Source organism: Priestia sp. Y58, from assembly GCF_029522095.1.
Taxonomy (GTDB): Bacteria; Bacillota; Bacilli; order Bacillales; family Bacillaceae_H; genus Priestia; species Priestia megaterium_E.
On record NZ_JAKWFL010000003.1, the window covers coordinates 389,909 to 409,158 of the forward strand.

18 protein-coding genes are annotated in these 19,250 nt (G+C 38.9%); 10 read left to right on the plus strand and 8 right to left on the minus strand.

All coding sequences use genetic code 11. The features are described 5' to 3' along the window. Position 1: 1 nt before the first annotated feature. Positions 2 to 1,225, minus strand: coding sequence for a Ger(x)C family spore germination protein (locus tag MMB68_RS12045; protein WP_221783429.1), 1,224 nt, complete (start codon positions 1,223 to 1,225; stop codon positions 2 to 4). Then, positions 1,215 to 2,837, minus strand: a complete 1,623-nt coding sequence (locus MMB68_RS12050) for a spore germination protein (RefSeq protein WP_221812854.1) — start codon at positions 2,835 to 2,837, stop codon at positions 1,215 to 1,217. The genes MMB68_RS12045 and MMB68_RS12050 overlap by 11 nt, the downstream gene beginning before the upstream one ends. A gap of 146 nt (positions 2,838 to 2,983) precedes the next feature. Here MMB68_RS12050 and MMB68_RS12055 point away from each other — a divergent pair, with 146 nt between their 5' ends. The 3 genes from MMB68_RS12055 to MMB68_RS12065 all read left to right on the plus strand — a co-directional run bounded on the left by MMB68_RS12055 (position 2,984) and on the right by MMB68_RS12065 (position 4,114). Continuing rightward, entirely contained in the window at positions 2,984 to 3,208 is a 225-nt protein-coding gene (locus MMB68_RS12055; protein WP_221783049.1) for a YczF family membrane protein, read from the plus strand. 82 nt (positions 3,209 to 3,290) lie between these two features. After that, positions 3,291 to 3,803 (plus strand): GNAT family N-acetyltransferase, encoded by a 513-nt coding sequence (locus MMB68_RS12060; protein WP_277548879.1) that lies wholly within the window; start codon positions 3,291 to 3,293, stop codon positions 3,801 to 3,803. 188 nt (positions 3,804 to 3,991) lie between these two features. After that, on the plus strand, positions 3,992 to 4,114 hold the full coding sequence (locus MMB68_RS12065; protein WP_013056948.1) for a YjcZ family sporulation protein: 123 nt from the start codon (positions 3,992 to 3,994) through the stop codon (positions 4,112 to 4,114). Between the two features lie 73 nt (positions 4,115 to 4,187). Here the strand turns inward: MMB68_RS12065 and MMB68_RS12070 are convergent, their stop codons facing one another. Then, positions 4,188 to 5,126 carry a VanW family protein gene (locus MMB68_RS12070; protein ID WP_221783053.1) on the minus strand — a complete coding sequence of 313 codons (939 nt, stop codon included), beginning with the start codon at positions 5,124 to 5,126 and terminating at the stop codon, positions 4,188 to 4,190. A gap of 178 nt (positions 5,127 to 5,304) precedes the next feature. Here MMB68_RS12070 and MMB68_RS12075 point away from each other — a divergent pair, with 178 nt between their 5' ends. Together MMB68_RS12075 and MMB68_RS12080 are read left to right on the plus strand one after the other, a co-directional pair. Next, on the plus strand, positions 5,305 to 6,120 hold the full coding sequence (locus MMB68_RS12075; protein ID WP_221783055.1) for a hypothetical protein: 816 nt from the start codon (positions 5,305 to 5,307) through the stop codon (positions 6,118 to 6,120). A 188-nt stretch (positions 6,121 to 6,308) separates the two neighbouring features. Next, on the plus strand, positions 6,309 to 8,486 hold the full coding sequence (locus MMB68_RS12080; protein WP_221783057.1) for an FUSC family protein: 2,178 nt from the start codon (positions 6,309 to 6,311) through the stop codon (positions 8,484 to 8,486). 26 nt (positions 8,487 to 8,512) lie between these two features. On the opposite strand, the gene MMB68_RS12085 is transcribed toward MMB68_RS12080, so the two are convergent. From MMB68_RS12085 to MMB68_RS12105, 5 genes are all read right to left on the minus strand, one after another. Then, on the minus strand, positions 8,513 to 8,806 hold the full coding sequence (locus MMB68_RS12085; RefSeq protein ID WP_025752303.1) for a hypothetical protein: 294 nt from the start codon (positions 8,804 to 8,806) through the stop codon (positions 8,513 to 8,515). Between the two features lie 67 nt (positions 8,807 to 8,873). After that, positions 8,874 to 9,422, minus strand: a complete 549-nt coding sequence (locus MMB68_RS12090; protein ID WP_097812442.1) for a DUF3231 family protein — start codon at positions 9,420 to 9,422, stop codon at positions 8,874 to 8,876. Positions 9,423 to 9,697: 275 nt separating this feature from the next. Next, positions 9,698 to 9,955 (minus strand): hypothetical protein, encoded by a 258-nt coding sequence (locus MMB68_RS12095; protein ID WP_098432744.1) that lies wholly within the window; start codon positions 9,953 to 9,955, stop codon positions 9,698 to 9,700. 120 nt (positions 9,956 to 10,075) lie between these two features. Beyond that, positions 10,076 to 10,402: a YflT domain-containing protein gene (locus tag MMB68_RS12100; protein ID WP_013056955.1), complete on the minus strand. Its 327-nt coding sequence runs from the start codon at positions 10,400 to 10,402 to the stop codon at positions 10,076 to 10,078. Between the two features lie 336 nt (positions 10,403 to 10,738). Beyond that, positions 10,739 to 11,158: a hypothetical protein gene (locus tag MMB68_RS12105; protein WP_221783058.1), complete on the minus strand. Its 420-nt coding sequence runs from the start codon at positions 11,156 to 11,158 to the stop codon at positions 10,739 to 10,741. 268 nt (positions 11,159 to 11,426) lie between these two features. Here MMB68_RS12105 and recQ point away from each other — a divergent pair, with 268 nt between their 5' ends. The 5 genes from recQ to MMB68_RS12130 all read left to right on the plus strand — a co-directional run bounded on the left by recQ (position 11,427) and on the right by MMB68_RS12130 (position 19,168). Further along, entirely contained in the window at positions 11,427 to 13,562 is a 2,136-nt protein-coding gene (recQ, locus tag MMB68_RS12110; protein ID WP_277548880.1) for a DNA helicase RecQ, read from the plus strand. A gap of 115 nt (positions 13,563 to 13,677) precedes the next feature. Further along, on the plus strand, positions 13,678 to 15,054 hold the full coding sequence (locus MMB68_RS12115) for a sigma-54 interaction domain-containing protein (protein WP_221783062.1): 1,377 nt from the start codon (positions 13,678 to 13,680) through the stop codon (positions 15,052 to 15,054). A gap of 217 nt (positions 15,055 to 15,271) precedes the next feature. Beyond that, complete coding sequence (gene speB, locus MMB68_RS12120) at positions 15,272 to 16,255, plus strand: agmatinase (RefSeq protein ID WP_221783064.1); 984 nt, start codon at positions 15,272 to 15,274, stop codon at positions 16,253 to 16,255. Positions 16,256 to 16,337: 82 nt separating this feature from the next. Continuing rightward, on the plus strand, positions 16,338 to 17,786 hold the full coding sequence (locus tag MMB68_RS12125) for an aldehyde dehydrogenase family protein (protein ID WP_277548882.1): 1,449 nt from the start codon (positions 16,338 to 16,340) through the stop codon (positions 17,784 to 17,786). 20 nt (positions 17,787 to 17,806) lie between these two features. Beyond that, the gene (locus MMB68_RS12130; protein ID WP_277548883.1) at positions 17,807 to 19,168 is read left to right on the plus strand and encodes a purine-cytosine permease family protein; all 1,362 of its coding nucleotides are present in this window, start codon (positions 17,807 to 17,809) and stop codon (positions 19,166 to 19,168) included. Positions 19,169 to 19,250 lie beyond the last annotated feature (82 nt).

Sequence of the window (19,250 nt, forward strand, 5' to 3'; positions counted from 1 at the left end):
CTTAGTGTTGTTTTTCTTTTACGCTAGAAAGAAATGATTTATTGCGCAGACCTGTTCGGCGAATGTAAGCTTCTACTGTAACGTCTACATTCAATTTTGGAAAGTAAACATCATCCCATTCTGCTTTGAGTTTCTCCCACTGATTGGGGCGCGTGCGTTCCAGCGCTTCTCCAAACCCAAAAATGTCAACTTTGTCTGTCTGAGCTTGTTTAATAGCTATTTGTAATTCTTTTTTTATTTCTTTACCTGCAGCTTTTTCCATTTTTTTAATTAGAGCAGGTTGACGTGTATCAACAGGGACCTCCACTTCTCCAAGATCACCTTCTACGCGAGTGTGAACGGACGCATAAGGTTTTCCTTCGATCATTTTTACAGATACATCCGTTTTTTGACGAACTGTTTGATAGGCAAGCGCTTCTTTTTTTCCTTTCCAGTCTACATTAATATCGGTTCCTTGTATTTTATCAAGAATCCAAACGCTGCCTCTGGCTGGACTATTGTACAGCCAGTCGATCAACTTTCCATTTTTAAAAACAGCAATGCCAGAAGCACGAAGGGTAGCTTCTGGTGCGCTTTGCTGGAGGTTATCTAATTTTTCTGCTTGTTGAGGATTTCCAATTAAACGAAAACCCGAGACTAGTGCTTCTCCTCCGGGAGATTCGAGAGATCTCATCACTTCTTGAAAGGAAACCTTTAGATTTTCTCCCCATTTTCTTTGAGTGAACTCCAGTGTTTTCATAATTTTGTTTGCTGGAATTTTATCGACAGGCGTTAGTGCTTTTACCAAATCAGCAGCACTTGACTGGTTTGCTATTACTAAGGAAGTCGTAATTCGAAACTCAGGATCGCGGTCAATAGAATCAATAAGAATGTTAATTCCTTCTTCACGCGCTAGTTTTTCTCCGATCACGACTAAGTTGGTATGGGCATAATAAAGTCTTCGGGAAATTCTAGCTGAAGCGCGTCTGCTTGCTTCAACTAAATTATCACCGGAAGCAGAATAGATCGTAACAGGCGGACTTTGGGTACCGCCGCCCCCTTGTAAACCAGCTACATTTCCCGGGTTAATAATTTGAAAGGTAAGCTCATACCGCCCATCTTTCGTTTTATCAATGCCCATTGCCGATACAAGTGCAAGATCCGTTAACTCTTTTTTACTCCAGCAGCTAGTAAGCAATACCATCATTATGGTCATTAACAGTAAAAATAAACTTTTACGTTTCATTTTGATCATCTTCTTCCATTTCCTGGTTAATCATGCCTCTTGAAGAAGGAGGCTCAGGCTTTTGATGTTTGCTTTGACGAACTTTGTTATCACTAATTAATTTAGGTCTTCTTCTCATCGTCCACCAAGGTAACCGCAGCAATGTATCTTCATTATTAGCAAGAATAAACGGTGCTAATGGCGTCATATAAGGAACACCAAATGAACGTAAGCTGCACAGATGTCCAACTCCCATTAAAAGAATAAGGATAATGCCATAGAAACCGAACGTAGCCGCGCCTAGAATAAATAAAAAACGAATTAAACGCGCTGAAATAGCCATATCGAAAGACGGTGTGGCAAAGCTAGCAATCGCTGTAATCGATACAATAATAACCATAGCTGGTGAGACGATCCCTGCTTGAACCGCTGCTTGCCCAATAACAAGAGCTCCGACGATCGATACAGCAGAGCCGATAGCTTTTGGTAAACGAATCCCTGCTTCACGCAAAATTTCAAAGGTGACTTCCATAAAAAAAGCTTCCACGAACGCGGGAAATGGAACGGATTCTCGCTGTGCCGCAAGAGCTACGATAAGCGTTGTAGGTACCATCTCTTGATGAAATGTCGTAACCGCCACATACGTAGCAGGAGCGATAAGTGAAATCATAAACATAAACACCCGTAAAAGACGAATGGATGTGGCAATATCAAAGCGTGCGTAGTAATCTTCAGCCGATTGGAAAAATTGAATGAACAATGCTGGAGCAATAAGTACAAAAGGAGTTCCGTCCACAAAAATAGCAATTCTTCCTTCCAAAAGGTTACCCGCCACCACATCGGGTCTTTCTGTATTATAAATAGTTGGAAAAGGAGTGACCGTTTGATCTTCAATTAGCTGCTCAACATAACCTGATTCCAAAATACTATCAATATCAATGTTTTTTAATCGCTTTCGAATTTCTTTTACGACTTTATCGTTTGCGATGCCATGAATATACATAATAGTGACATCCGTTTTAGTTACCCGGCCAATCTTCATCGACTCTAGCCATAAGTCAGGTGTTTTAATAATTCGGCGCACCATGGCTAAGTTTGTGCCGATAGACTCAGTAAAGGCACCTTTTGGTCCTCGAACTACCATTTGTGTAGTAGATTCTGCAATGGCACGCTTTTCACCGCCTTGTGTACTCACGCTTAGTACGCGGTTTATGCCATCGACAATAAGAAGGCTGTCTCCTGACATCAAAGAAGAAAGTAAATCATTCCAGTTGTCTGCAAACGATACGTTGCCAATTGTTACGATGTCTTCGGAAATTAACTCTAATGCATTTTGATCGTTTAGGTCATTTTTTTGATTATCTTTCATAAGAGACTGCAGTAAGTAATCTTGAATAGCTTGATTATCTACAATCCCTTCTATGTAGACGATAGCAGCAGCCAAGCTGTTATTGACGCCTAGTTTAAAATGGCGAATCACAATATCTGAGCTGTTTCCAGTTTTCTCTTTAATGAGGGTAAGGTTCTCAGACAGCAGATTCTTAAGAGAAGAAGCTGTTTGTTCGTTGTTCGTTTGATCTGCCTGAGGTTGAAGTTTATTTTTAGACTTTTGATTTTTAAAGAACGAAGGCATAAATGAAAACACCCTTACTATAGTTTTTATTAATTTGACCAAAAATCGTATAATTATGTAATTTTTAACAAAATATCTTTTGCATGACGGCAAATGAAAATGACGACCCTATGAGGTAAGTAATGATTAGGTGAGGAGAGAAAATAATGAAGATTATTGGAGTTAGCCTGTTGCTATTTGGATCTGTGATCGCTCTTTCTGTAGGAATTGATCTTTTTCAAGGAACGAACGTACTGCAGGCACTATACAATGCTTTAAGCCCGTTTCGTGTAATGGAAGTGGCCGAATTATTTGTCCTTTTTTCTCTTTTGTTTTTCTTTTTCGTAGAGTCACTTTATCTTGTTTTAAAAAAGCGTCAGCAAAAGCAATAGTAACTTGGTGCAAAGAGGTTTTTATATCTTCACTATCGAAACAAGCGTATAGAAAGATAGCTTTGAGATAGGGGAGAACCACATGAACATTGAGACTGACAGACTACTAATACGCAAATTTAAATATGAAGATTGGCAAGATGTCTACACATATACATCTGATGCTAATGTCATGAAGTACATACCAGAAGGTGTTTTTAGTAAGGATGATGCGAAGAAATTTGTAAATGAAAATATGAAAGAAAGTGTTAAAAATTTTCCAGTTGTATTAAAAAACGAAAAAATCCTAATTGGTCATATCGTCTTTTTTAACTATTTTGGGGACCATACTTATGAAATTGGCTGGGTATTTAATTCTCTTTATCATCAGAAAGGATATGCTTCAGAAGCGGCAAAAGCAATAGTGGACTATGGCTTTAACACAATGAAACTGCATCGGATTATTGCTACTTGTCAACCTGAGAATACGTCTTCTTATCGTGTTATGGAGAAGATCGGGATGAGAAGAGAAGGGTATTTTAAAAAATGTATTCCAATTGAAAAAGGATGGTGGGATGAATATTATTACGCGATTTTAAAGGAAGAGTGGAAATGAGCTTTACTTTTACGGAATTACATTTTTCGAGTTGTAAAGACGAAAACAAGCCCAATTTTTAAAAAATGAGCAGAACAGCAAACCAAAACGTCTAGGCAGACATACAATAAGCTATCCATGAGAAACACCCCATGTTTGAACCTTCTTTGTTTTAGCAACAGAAAATCACGTTGAAAGGGAGTGCTTGTATGTCTAATGCTGGATGTGGATTTGGTTCTGGTTTCGCTTTATTAGTTGTATTATTTATTCTATTAGTAATTATCGGATGTAGTTGTTATAGCGGTGGTTATGGTGGCGGCTACGGCTGCTAATTATATCACTGAAAAGCCTAAAGGATACCCTTTAGGCTTTTTTATGTTCATTATAAAATGCTGGAAGAGATGATTAATCGGCAGGTTCAGCATCAACATGCGATTCAATTTTTTTCTCTTTCGGCAATTGATCAATAGAAGCCCAAGGCACGCGGCGAGGCTTATATTCAATCGCATCAGTAGAGTAAACGGCCACGCTTACGACTCCCCCGTGCACCTGCGCTCGAATCAACAAAGGATCACTATACGTATTTTTAAAATGAAAGTCAGGTCCATACCAGCTGACGGTAGCATCTCGCCCAGGAGGTACGTAGGAAACACTGCGGCTGTGTGAGTAACGCTGCGTAATCGTTACGCCAGCGTTATCGACGGCGTTAAATAAGGTAGAAGAAACTTGGCAAATTCCTCCTCCAACTCCTTCAGAATACTCTCCTTTTACAATGATTGGGGCACGCATATACCCTTTTGCTGCCGTTCTTTTTCCGACGGTTTGATTAAAAGAGAAAACTTCCCCAGGAAATATGACGCTGCTGTCTAATGATTCAGCCGCAAGAGAAATATTGTGAGAACGATTTTTATTATGAGGGTTAAATACCGTATGATAATGACCGATTTGCTTAATTCGAATCGTTGCAAGCAGCTCTTTATCTACGCGAGGCGGAACAGGAAGCGTCGGGATTTCTAATGTTGACGTACCGCCGTTAAAAAAATAAGTATAAAATTTCTCCGCAAAATCTTTATGATATAGTTTGACACCCGCTTGCTCAGGAACAATTTGTCCGCTTTTATCAATGCGGGCATTTATGGGCTCTCTATATGTTTTTTTATCCAATTCTTTTAGAAGAAGATTGTATCGATCATAATCAACCATAGGGACAGGAAGAAGAGGCACGGCCACTTTGTCTCGTTCAATCTGTTCAATTGGTTTACCGTCATGAGTAATAGATAGGTGGTCTTGTGCAGAAAGAGGTTGAATAAGCATTAAAAGTCCAACCATCCAAGTGAAATTCATATCATATACCTCGCTTTCACCTGTTAGTATGAATAAAATGAACCGTTTAATGTATAGGATTCACAAGCTCTTTTTTGTATTATTTTCCATGAGGCGAGCGTGTAAAAATTTCTATTTATAATTGTATGTGTACTTTCGCATATTACATAGAGAAACTACAAGGTAATGAGGGTAGACAATGACAAAATTAATGATTTTAGTCTTTATGCTTATTAGTTTTTTTGTGCAGCCCCAAAAGATGAAAGCAGAAGAAAACCTTACGTACTTTCCGGTAAGTGACACAGGAAAAGTATTAAAGTGGAAACGTGTAGAAAGCTTGCTGCCAAAGGGGAAAAAATTTAAAGTTATCGATGTAGAAACCGGTTTTTACTTTTATGTGCAGCGAAGAGCAGGCTCACACCATGCAGATGTTCAGCCGCTTACACGTCAAGATACGAAAGTAATGAAGCACTTATATAATGGGAAATGGAGCTGGAACCGAAGAGCTGTTCTCATTCCGTTTAAAGGTCAAATGCTTGCAGCTTCCATGAACGGAATGCCTCACGGAGCCGGTGCGCTTGACAATGGGTTCCCCGGTCATTTTTGCATTCATTTTGCAGGAAGTACGACTCACAAGTCTCAAAATGTGGATCCAGGTCATCAGTTAATGGTATTAAAAGCAGGAGGAAAGCTTGATGAATACGCATTAAAAGCTGAGCCGGCAGAAGTCGTAAATATGTTTTTAACAGGATTAAAGCAAGATGATGATGCTTTGATGCAGCCGGTTTTGCGCGTGAAGCAAGAGCATAAGCTATGGGCAAAACTGCATAGTATCTCCACTATTTATTATAAAACGGACTTATTTCATGCAAAAAAGTATAAAACAAAAGAGAAAATCGCCGTAGATTGCCTTATTTATTACGAAGATAAAGGGGCTCAAAAGACAATGGTGGTCTTTACTTTAAAGAGAAATCCATTAACAAACGGGTGGGAAATTTCTTCTCTTACACTGTAAGTACTGATTAATGCTTAAAAACACATCTGACCGAAAACAGATGTGTTTTTAAGCATTTGTTTAGCTCTTTAGTCCTTCGCAATGTTATAGTGTGAAAACGTGCTTACATTCGATAGAAAAGAATAAAAAAGGGTATAAGTAATAATATTACTCTTTCTACAAAGAACTCTACAGCACGAAAGGAGAGGGTGTTTATTTTTTCATATTGGTTTAGCCGCTTAGTCGCTGCAGACCCTGGACGAAAAAGGCTCAAAACGGCTTCTAAAGCTACGATCAGCGTCATTACAGCGGTTGTTATTATGCTGATTGTATTAAAAGCAGCGGGAAGCTCACAAATTACCGCTTCTATTTTAGCAGGTGTAATCGGCCTGATGGGTATATTGGTTGTGAATGATGAAACAACAAAAGCAAAAAAAGTGACAACAGGCTTAGTAGCGCTTTCCAGCGGCGTTTCTCTCGGAATTGGCTCGTTTTTATCACGATATGGACAAGCAGAAAATATTTTTCTCGTTCTGTTGGTGTTTTTGTCTTTTTATTTACAAAAATTTGGTATTCGCTATTTTTCTCTGTCGATGGTAGCATTTATGTCGTTTTATTTTGCTTCTATTTTACACGTCACATTTTCTCAGCTGCCGTGGCTGTTAGCTGGCGTTGTAGTAGGAGCCTGCTGTGCATTTATCTATAATTTTGTTATCTTTAAAGACCGACCTGCCAACGTGCTGAGGTCTTCAATGAAATCATTTCATATTCAAGTGAATTTGGTGCTTGATTTAATTATTGAGTTAATTCAAAAGAAACGAATTGAACCATCTCAAATCAAACAATACAACCGCAATATTAAAAAACTAGCGGAGTATGCACGTGTAGCATCAGAAGAGCTTGGAAATACTGATCCTCACGACATATGGCCTGGCGTAACAGCTGAACAAATGCGCCTTTATGTATTTGATACAGTTATGCTGCTTCAGACATATTCCCCGGCAATTCGAAAACTCAGTGAATTAAAGGCATTTAATCATTTTGATATTCAGCAGCTGCTGTTAAAGCTAGTGGAATCGATTCGTGAAGCAGAAGTATTAAATGAAAATCCTACTCATTCTTTAACAGATGCAGCTCAGCATCTGCAAGAGCTGCGCCAAAAATTAAGTGAACTCGAACCTCAAGACAAAAGGTATAAAGACTGGCTTTACTTAATCCGCCGTATCGAAACGATATCAAATCACGTGATTGATGAAGCCTATGAGCTGCAGCAAGCAATTGTGAAGCAAGAAAAACAGCCTCAAAAAGAAGCGGAAGAAAAAGAAGACGAAGAGGACAATGATGAAGAAAAGGGATTAAAACCATCTACGAAAAAGTCTATTCAAGCGGTCATCACTGCTGTTGCGACATTAATATTTGGCTCTTTTTTATCTCCATCGCATCAATATTGGGCGCTGTTAGCAGGCTATTTAGTGCTTCTTGGTACAGAAACGATAGGAAGTACGTTTGTAAAAGCTGTGCAGCGAAGCGTAGGGACGCTTTTAGGAGCAGCTGTTGGCTTTGTTGTCGCAAGCTTTGTCTCACCCGGGATACTTGAAATAACGCTGCTTTTTATCTGTGTGTTTATGGCTTTTTATTTCTTTCCTATTACGTATTCGTTTATGAGCTTTTGGATTACGATGATGCTGGCCTTTATGTATGACATGCTTCTTGGGGGGATTTCAGAGAGTTTATTACTAGCTCGCGTATTAGATACAGTTGTAGGAGTTGGAATTGGTTTAGCCGTATCTGCTCTTGTGTTCCCTAAAAGAACAAGAGATAAAATAACCGACACCTCAGTAGAATACGTAGCGGCTTTAAAAGAATTTGTTCACACTTATTTGCATCGCTTTACGAAGCAGTATGCGTTTGCCAATTTAGCTGATAAAGGAATGGAATTAGAAAAAAAGCTAAAACAACTTCATGTTGATTCAGATCCTATTATCAAAGGTTTCGTTGGCCGTTCACGTCTTCAGCAATTTTTGACCGTTTTTACCGCCATTAATTATTACGCCAAGCATTTGGTAGCTTCTTCTACTAGAAACGAGGCTTTTTATAAGGAAGCAGAATTTCATGGCGTAGTAAAGGAAGTGGAAGAGAAAGTGACAAACAACTTCACTCAGCTTGAAAAAGCCCTACGAGGAGAAAGAGGAACGTATGTATACACGGTTGAAGATGTCAGACAAAAAATTGAACAATCTTTAGATTATTTTGATACGTCCGTCCAATCAAGAAATTTACAGCATCTTCAGCTGCTGCATAACATTTATTACGTATGGAAAATCAATCAATCGGTTGTTCACTTAGCTAAAGAGCTAGGAGCAGAAGAAATAAGTAGTGAAGACTAAAAACCAGCGAAATATTTCGCTGGTTTTTAGTCTGATGAATAAGGAGACGTATCTTTTCTAATCGTTCTCCACGTTGTTTTAAGACCGGCATAGCTGCCAATTGCAGCGTATCCATAAAAATATCCCATAAACAATCCGGCAATAATATGATGAGGGTGACTGATAAATACTGAAAAAAGCACGCCAACAGCTAAAGCAATAGTCGGAACATATTGCTTTTTAGGATGGAAAAGCCATTTGATCAGCTGCGTCACGATTAATACGACAGGAACACCAATGACTGCGTCCCAAAAATTTGTATGAATTGTAGGGAAATCCATATTCAAGCACCTCGTTAAATGTGTTAGATATAAGGTTATCTATGCTGCTTACCTTAAAACACTTCAATTAGTTATGAGGTGCTCCAGGTGAATAATAATAAGGTGGAATTTTAAGCCAGCCTTTTTGCTGCATCAGACTTTTCACTTTTGATCCTAATATGACCTTTTCAGTGTGGAATTTTAGCCACATTAATCCAATATCGGTTCTAATAGACTGTCCCATATTCGTGCTGCACATGACGATATTAGAGGCAACCTTTACAGATATTAAGTTAGCGATTTCAGAATCCGTTGCTTTTGCTCCTAATGGAATGCTGTTAGGGTCGGATTTCGGCTTGGTAGCCGGTATTTCAGGAAGTAGAATTCCTTCTTTAACCATTAATTTTTTCAGGGTATCAATCTGAGATTCAGCCAGGTTTTTTGAGTCTTGAATAAGCTTAAGCAGTTCACTGTTGGTTGTTGTATTAAGACAGGTTTCTAAGGCGGGTACTTCTTCCGCTAAAGCAGTGAAATATAACCAGCATCCCATAGCCTCACCAATATGTGGGGGAGGGGGCGAATCATCTGTAGAAGAGTTCTTTATATAATCAAGTAGTGTCTCAATGACGTTAATCATAACTTTTCACCCTTTATATAGTTTATGCTTCTTCATTATTGCCTTCAGCAGAAAAGGATAAACACAGCTAAGAAATGTTACATATAAAATTGATTATGATGAGTGGAAGGAAAAGCATCTCACGCAGCCATTTATAATGATGATAGTACATTTACTGTCACCACATCTAAAGGTATAAAAATTGTGGCAATGCGTAATAAATACGTCGGGGCCAGAAAATGAAGTAAATAGAAAAAAATCTCCTTGCTCATCAAGGAGATTTTTTATCGGGTGTGTTATATCGTTTTTCTCCGATGCTCTCTCCATAAAGAAGTTAATTCCTCTGACCAATATTTATAATTAAATACCGTTATATTTTTGCTAGGCATAAAAACATTCAACAGCCAATTAACCCTTAATTTGTCTCTGACGCCTATCGTTTTATCATTTTTACAGCAGCCTTCATCACAAGGTTTATCGTGTATCTTGTAAGGAATATTTTTAACGACTAATCCATTTTTTACACGTTTTGTGTACTCAATTCCTATAATCAAATATATCACTCCTCACAGTAACTCTTATCTTCATAATCATATGTAGGGATGACTTCTTTAATGAAAGGGTAAGGAGGGAGGAAGACAAAAATAAAAAAGCCCTGCTGTAGGGCTTTTAGATTAAGCAACTTTTGATGCAACGACGATTACTTTACCGTGATCTAATTCTTCTTCATAGCGTTCAGCTTCCGGCTGTGATAATCCTAATGAACGCATTTTGGCACGAAGCTCGTCTCCTCGAGAACGAAACACATTCGCAATCGCATCAAAAACACCTTGTTCAGAAAGACCGATATTGTTTGTATTTGTTGCAGCTGTTAAATCCTCGGAGCGATCTTGATGGTGTGCAAGTAAATAAACTTCGTCTTTTGTAAATCCTTCACGCAAAAATTGTTCGATTGTATCTTTTGCCTGTACGCCATTTTCAACTACTTTTACATTTACCATTTCAAAAAACCTCCTTGTATGATAGACAACTTTCTCGAATCCGTTGAGTAATGAAGAGAAGTTTAAGTAACTTATCTCCTTGTTTTGTGTATACACGTTATTGGAAGAGATAAAACCTATTTCATGAAATTGAGTTAAAAAGTCTAACATAGAAAAAGAGGGAAAAGTGCTTTTATTTTTAAGGGAAATCTGGTGAAGGATAAGCAGGAAGAACCTTTAGTTAGCCTTTTTCCTGCATCGTTTTTTTGACCTTTTAAGATACAGTGCAAACTGCAAAAAGCCTAGATCTTAAACAGCTAAGATCCAGGCTTTTTGCATACATAAAAATAGAGAAATTTAAGATGAAAGACGTTCTTTTTGTTTTTCATAAACAGAAGTAGACTCGTTCCATGTATATCGACCATCTTGTAATTGAATGGTTGCACTGAATGGACAGTCTATTGACGTTTCTGCGTCATCTAAGCTACTTTCAAGTAAACTTTTTTTAAATCGAAGCAAATCTTCTTTTGAAGCAACTCGAAAAACCATTTCTAACGTAAGATCATCGTCTATTGCATTGTGTAATTGACTAATACTTTTGCGGAATTCTTTATTATATTGGAGCATAATTTTAATATCTGCTACGCAAGCAACACCAAACACATCTTTCACAACAGACTCAACCGTTAACTGTGTTGTCGAAGCATATGTTGAAATATTACGCTGTGGATTTTCTAAATAATAAATCGTTTCTACAGGATGTCTCGTGATAAGCACCTCTTTCCTATTCTTAAGTATACAGGAAAAAAGAATGGAATGGGGAAAGATTTTTAGGAAAGGAGTCCTGACATACATAAAAAGACTGTTTGTAATAGGAAAGAGAGTTATAAATTGAGGGCTTTTCGCTTATCATTTTTGCTATAACCTTAAATCAACGAATTCTGTGCAACTTCCTATAAGATTTGATAAAATAAAACTCTACGTCTCAATTCTTTCCAATGGATCCCTCAACGACTATTTCTACTTATTAAAGGAGGACGCTATTTTGCAATTTGAACAAGCTTTAACACATTTACAGTCCTATTTTGGCTATGATTCATTTCGAAAAGGACAGGAAGAGTCGATTCGTTATGTTTTAGAAGGGCACAATACCGCTTGTATTATGCCAACAGGAGGAGGGAAATCGCTTTGTTATCAAATTCCTTCATTATTACTAGAAGGTACAACACTGGTGATTTCTCCGTTGATTTCTTTGATGAAAGACCAAGTGGATACGCTGAATGCAGCTGGTATTCCGGCTACGTATATTAACAGCTCGCTGACACACACGGAGGTGCAGCAGCGCTTAGAAGAAGTCGCGCTTGGGGAATATAAGCTGCTTTATGTAGCGCCGGAACGACTGGAGTCTCCGCAATTTTTAGAACAGCTTCAAATGCTTCCTATTCCGCTTGTAGCGGTAGATGAAGCGCACTGTATTTCACAGTGGGGCCATGATTTCAGACCGAGTTACTTACGCATCAATGAACTGATCAGCAAGCTGTCTAACGCTCCGATTGTGATGGGGCTGACGGCGACGGCGACGCCTCAAGTGCGTGAAGATATTTGCCGAGCTCTTCATATTAACGAAGAGTACACGGTGATGACGGGGTTTGAACGTGAAAATTTATCGTTCGCTGTGGTAAAAGGTCAGGATCGAATCAGCTATATCGAGCAGTATATCCGTAAAAATGACCAAGAAGCAGGAATCATCTATGCCGCTACGCGTAAAGATGTTGAAGAGCTTCATGCTAGATTGCAAAAGTCAGGAGTTAACGTATCAAAATACCATGCTGGTATGAATGGGAACAGCCGTGATGAAGAGCAGAACCGCTTTCTGCAAGATGATGTGCAGGTGATGGTGGCTACCTCTGCCTTCGGAATGGGGATTGACAAATCAAATATTCGCTTTGTTCTTCACTATCAGCTTCCGAAAAATATGGAAAGCTATTATCAAGAAGCGGGCCGTGCTGGTCGTGACGGACTGCCAAGTGAGTGTATCGTGCTTTATTCACCTCAGGATATTCGCGTGCAGCGCTTTTTAATTGAACAGTCAACGTCGAATCCTAAAAAGCAAATTCAAGATCTTGAAAAGCTGCAAAGTATGGTGAACTACTGTCATACAGAAGGATGTTTGCAGGCGTATATTCTTCATTATTTTGGAGAAAGTGAAGTGCATGAGTGCGGCCGCTGCAGCAACTGTACGGATGATCGTGTGGAAATAGACGTAACGGTTGATACGCAAAAAGTATTATCTTGTATGATTCGTATGGGCGAACGCTTTGGTAAAATGATGATTGCTCAAGTATTAACGGGCTCTCGAAATAAAAAAGTAGTTGATTTTGGTTTTGACAAGCTGAAAACGTACGGCGTCATGAGCGACCGATCGGCTAAAGAAGTAAGCGATTTTATTGAGTATTTGATTTCAGAGCAGTTTATTTTAGTAGGACAAGGGTCATTTCCTACCTTATCCGTAGCGGCCAAAGGAAAAGGCGTGCTTCTTGGTACGGAAAAAGTAATGAGAAAAGAACAAATGGAAGTGAAGCAAATTGTCCAAGACGACGAGCTGTTTGCTTATTTGCGCTCCGTTCGAAAGCAGCTGGCAGACGAAGCCGGCGTGCCTCCTTTTGTTATTTTCTCAGACGATACTCTTCATGATATGTGTACAAAACTTCCGGTAACTCTTGAACAGTTCGCCACTGTAAAAGGAGTGGGAGAACAAAAACAAGAGCGATACGGAGAACGATTCACAGCTGAAATCAAACAGTTTTGTGAAGAACATCCAGACCGAAAGCGAGAAGTGTCAGCGCCTGCTCCGAAAAAAGCAAGAGCTTCATCAAAAGAAGGGTCTCATTTAGTAACATATGAGCTATTTCAGCAAGGAAAATCGTTAGATGAAATTGCTGCAGAACGTGAATTGAGCCGCATTACCATTGAAAATCATTTGTTTAAATGCGCCGAAGAAGAAAAAGAAATTGACTGGTCACCTTTTCTTTCGGATGAAGACGAACAGCTTATTTTAGAAGCTGCTTCCTCAGTGGGCGATGAAAAGTTAAAGCCAATCAAAGAAGAATTACCTGAAAATATCACTTATTTTATGATAAAAGTAGCTCTGTTTAAACAAAAAATGAAGCAGCTATCTTGAACAAAAAGCTCCTATTTAAGGAGCTTTTTTATGTTGAATAAGCGAGTTTACTGATAAAATAAAAGATATAAATGTTAGAAAAATCAGATTAAGTAAAAAGGAGGAATGAATAAGAATGATTGAACGAGAGCTTGAAGCTATTTTGCATGCTTCTAACGACAATATCGTCATCACTGATGAAAAAGGGTGTATTTTACGAGCGAGTCAAAACTGCCGTGATATATACGGGTATGACGTGTCAGAGTTAGTGGGACAAACCGTATACGAATTGCAAGACCGCGGGATATTTTCACCTTCTGTTACGATTGAAGTGTTAAAGAAAAAGAAAGAAGTACAGCTGATGCAAAAAACAGAAACGGGTAAAGTTGTAATGGCAACCGGTATTCCCGTGTATGATGAATATCGGTGTATGAAAAGAGTAATCAGCTTTTCACATGATTTAACAGAGCTTCAGCGCTTAAAAGAAGATTATCAGCAGCTCGAAGTGAAAATGAAAACATATCAGCTAGAAGTGGAAGAGCTTCGGGAACAGCAGTCAAATGATATGGTCATACGAAGTGAATCGATGAAAAAAGTATGGTCTATTATTAATCGCGTGGCAGACAGCGATGCAACGGTTGTGCTGCTAGGTGAATCGGGTGTTGGTAAAACGGCTTTTGCCCGTGCTTTACACTATGGAAGTGAACGAAAAAAAGAGCCGTTTATTGAAATCAACTGCGGAGCCATTCCGTCTAGTTTGTTTGAATCTGAAATATTTGGATACGAAGCAGGCTCTTTTACAGGTGCAAGTACAAAAGGGAAAATAGGAAAGTTTGAATTAGCACATAACGGCACGCTTTTTTTAGATGAAATAGGGGAACTTCCCCTTGATATGCAAGTGAAGCTATTAAAGGTGCTGCAAGAAAAAACAATCACCAAAATTGGCAGTGAACGCGTCAAACACGTAAACTTCAGGCTTATTGTAGCCACAAATCAGCCGCTTGAAGAAATGGTCAGAAAAGGAACGTTTCGAGAAGATTTATTTTATCGTTTACACGTTATTCCAATCACCATTCCTCCGCTTCGCGAGCGAAAAGAAGACGTCACGGCTCTGCTTTATCACGTGTTACATAAACAAAATGAAAAATATAACATGAAGAAATTTTTTCATGCAGAAGCATTAAATCAATTAGTTGAACATCAGTGGCCTGGAAATGTGCGCGAGCTTGAAAATACAATTGAACGTCTTGTATTAACAACGGATGAAAACATCATATCGCCTCAAGACCTCCCGTTTTATTCAGAAAATACCCGAAGTGAAAAAGAAGAATGGGAGGCCCTTGATACGTTAACCTCTCAGGGAATGACGCTTCAGCAAGCACTTGCAGAAGTGGAGAAAAATTGGCTGATTCGTGCTTATCGCCAGTGTCAAACGACGTATGAAATGGCAGATGCATTAGGAATCAGTCAGCCTACGGTTGTAAGACGTTTACGAAAGTACAATATTAAATAAGAAAAATTTAATTCAAAATGAATTAACTGATTCAATAATGAATCGGTTTTTTTGTTTTGATTCTATTATGAATTAAAAATCGTACATAATTGCATGAAATAAGGCGATAAAAATTGGCATACATTTTGCATTAATAAAAAGTATCTAAATAAAAAGCGTCAGTATCTAAAATGATGATATGGCGCTAATGAATGAAACTCATTAGGAGGAACAAATCATGCCAAAATATCAGCCGAAAAATTCATTTGAATCTCCGCGTTTTTGCGGACCTCGGACGTTTATGAGACTTCCGTACGTAGAACAAGTAAATTCAGAGATGGATTTTATTGTGACGGGTATTCCATTCGATTCAGGGCAATCTTTTAGAACAGGAGCACGCTTTGGACCGGAAGCTATTCGAGATTTCTCCATTTTGCTTCGCCCGTACAACCCAGAACAAAAGATTAATATTTTTGATTACATTTCAGGCGTGGACTACGGCGATTTATCAGTGGTTCCCGGATATATTTTAGAAACATATAAAAAAATTGAAGAAGGGCTAGCACCGGTTGTGAATGAAGGTATTATTCCTATTTCACTAGGCGGTGATCATTCGATGACGCTTGGTGAGCTTCGTGCCATCGCGAAAAAGCACGGACCCGTAGCGCTTTTGCAGTTTGATGCTCATTCTGATACGTGGGATAGTTATTTTGAACAAAAATACAATCACGGTACCGTATTCAGACGAGCAATTGAAGAAGGGTTAATCGATGTGTCGCGCTCGATTCAAATCGGTATGCGAGGCGGTCTATACGGTATTGAAGATTTAGAGGATGCAAAGAACTTAGGTTTAGCTCTGTATACGACAAATGAATATAAAAAATTTGGCGTTGAAAGAATGCTAGACATTATTCATGAGCGTGTAGGGGAAGGACCCGTGTTTCTTTCGTTTGACATCGACTTTTTAGATCCAGTTTACGCGCCGGGAACGGGAACACCTGAAGTCTCAGGTGCAAGTATTGACGATGCGCTTCAATTTGTTCGAGGCTTAACAAATATTGATTTTGTCGGTTTTGATTTAGTAGAAGTACTGCCAGCTTATGACCATGGGCAAATTACAGCAGCAGCGGCCGCTAACATTGTCTATGAATTTATCACGCTTATTGCGTTAAGAAAAAAAGAAAAAGAAGAAGAAGCGCTGCTAGTGAAAGCACGCGACTGAATAAAAACAAGATGGTAAAAGTGGGAAGGTACTATTATCTTCCCACTTTTATATAAGAGTTCTCTATGAGGAGTGTTTGACTATGAACGGGCAAGTAAATGTAAAAATAGATAAGAAGCAAGCAAAACCATGTAAAAGAGAAATAATCAACCCAGCGACCAATAAGATCATAGCGGAAGTGTTTGATTCATCGCTTCAACAAGTAGAAGAAGCGGTAGGTAAAGCAAAGCAGGCTTTTGAGCAGAGTGAATGGAAGAAAAATAAGTCACTGCGTGTAGAGGTGCTTACGAAACTAGCAAATTTATTAGAAAATGAAGCGAGTATATTCGCTGAAACAGAAACATTAAATGCTGGAAAACCGATAAAAGAAGCACAGTTAGATATTGAAGATACGATTAATTGTTTAAGATATTACGCAAATTTAATAGAAGAAAATCAGCCGTGGACAAAGGACATGTTCGACGACACAAACAGTAAAATCATTCAAGAACCGATTGGCGTATGCGCGCTAATCGTTCCTTGGAATTTTCCTTTGTTGCTTGGCATGTGGAAGCTGGCTCCTGCATTAGCAGCTGGAAATACGGTGGTGTTTAAGCCGTCAGAATTAACGCCGCTTTCTTTTTTAAAGTTAGCTTCACTATGTAAAAAAGCTGGTATACCAGAAGGCGTGTTTAATTTACTTACGGGAGACGGTGAAGTGGGAAGTACGCTAGTTGAACACAATGACGTAGCCAAAGTCTCTTTTACAGGAGGATCAGAAACAGGCAAACGTATTTATCAGCAGTGTGCAAAAGAGATGAAAAGAGTTTCGCTTGAACTGGGAGGGAAATCTCCGCTTCTGATTTTTGAAGACAGCGAAATTGATATTGCAGTAGACTGGACAATGTTTGGCTCGTTTTTTAATCAAGGACAAGTGTGTGTAGCTTCTTCGCGTATACTCGTACATGAATCTATTTATAACTCGTTTCTTTCTGCGCTTACAGAGGCTGTTGCGGCTATAAAAATTGGGGATCCCTTAAAGGAAGAAACGGAGATGGGCCCGGTTATTAGCAAGGAGCATCTGAATAAAATACAGAGTTTTATTAAGCTAGGTCAAGAAGAAGGAGCGAATTTATTAACAGGAGGAACGTTAATTGACTGCGAAGGTGGAAACTATATAACGCCAGCGGTGCTCGTTGACGTGGAGCAGCATATGAAAGTCGTTCAAGAAGAAATATTTGGTCCCGTCATTACCGTTCAATCTTTTTCAAGTGAAGAAGAAGCCATAGCACTTGCCAACGGTACGAGATTTGGTTTAGCTGCAGGAATCTTAACGAATGATGTAGAGAAAGCAGAGCGAGTTGCTGAACAGCTTCAAGCGGGAACGGTTTGGATCAATGGCTACCATACGCCTCATATTGAAACGGCGTGGGGCGGTTTTAAAGAAAGCGGCATTGGCCGGGAGCTAGGTCCATCAGGATTAGCTGCTTTTACTGAAATAAAACATGTGAATACAAATTCCAAGCTAGCTCGAGCTAATTGGTATCAATAAAAGTGAAAGGTGGAAAAGGGATGACAACAAAAGGTGGTCTCGCCCATGATAATGTGCAGCCGATTGCAATGAATAGAAGAAGTATGGGCTTCTTCTCTACATTTTCCATGTGGATAGGAGCCAATGTGGTAGTAACGACCGTTTTTACGGGAATGCTGTTTGTACCCGATATGACCTTTTTAAAGGCATTATTTATTATCGTGCTTGGCTCTTTAGTCGGTGCCATACCGCTCGTGCTGATGGGGAATATCGGAACTCGAACCGGTCTTCCAACCATGGTTTTAATGAGACCTGCTTTTGGACAAAGAGGAGCCATGCTTCCTGCTGCTGTTAATCTTATTACACTAATAGGATGGGCATGGATTCAAGCCTACATGGCAGGGCTAAGTTTAAATCATGCCGTCACCTTTTTGACCGGTTACAGCAATATCAATCTATTTACAATTCTTACTCAAGTACTAGTAGTAGCTATTTCTATATACGGACACAAAGGCATTGAAGCAACGGAAAAATTAGTAGCTACGCTTATGGTGATTTTAGCAACCGTTGTGTTTAGCTATTTGTTTATCGAATTTGATGCAGCCAAATTAATTCAAATGAAAGCAAGCGAAAATCCTGGCATTACAGGGATGTTAGCTTTTGATATTGTAGTAGCTACAGCTTTTACGTGGATTCCTATTGTTTGCGATTATAACCGAAACTGTAAATCTGAAAAAACGGGAATTGCGGGAACGTATTTAGGGTATAACGTTGCGACATTAATTGCGATGGGTTTAGGCGCAACGGTTTCTGGTTTTTCAATTCTCGGAAATGTGACGCAAACGTATGACCCGGTAAATTTAATTGGCGCATATAGCCCGCTGTTGGGACTAGTAGCGGCCATCGTCATTTTTTTATCGGTGCTGTCAACCAACGTAATGGTACTGTATAGCGCAACAATGTCTTATTTATCTATTTTTCCAAAGCAATGCTTTTGGATACCGTCACTAACGATGGGAGTTGTCACAGTCCTAGGTTCTTTATTAAAAGAGTGGTTAATGACAAATTTTCAAAGCTTTTTGCTTATGATCGGCGTCTTATTTATTCCTATTATTGCGATTGTTCTTGTTGATTATTATATCATTCGCCGAAAACACTATGACATTTCAGCTATTTTAGATAAGGAAAATAAAATATACTGGTATACAAAAGGGTTTAACCTTCATGTGTATGTATCATACATAGTGGGGGCTGTATTTGCCTATTATTTTACGTACGTTCACCCGCTAGACACAGGCGCAACAATCTTAGCTTTTTTATTTACAGGTGTTTTACACGTATCGTTAACCAAGCTTTCACAGCTCTCCATCACTTACTCAAAGGGAATTGACAGAAATGCTTGATAGATATTTAAAATAGACTGAAATATATGAAATATGTGAAATGTATCAAAAGCTCCTGTTTAAAGGAGCTTTTTGTCTTGAA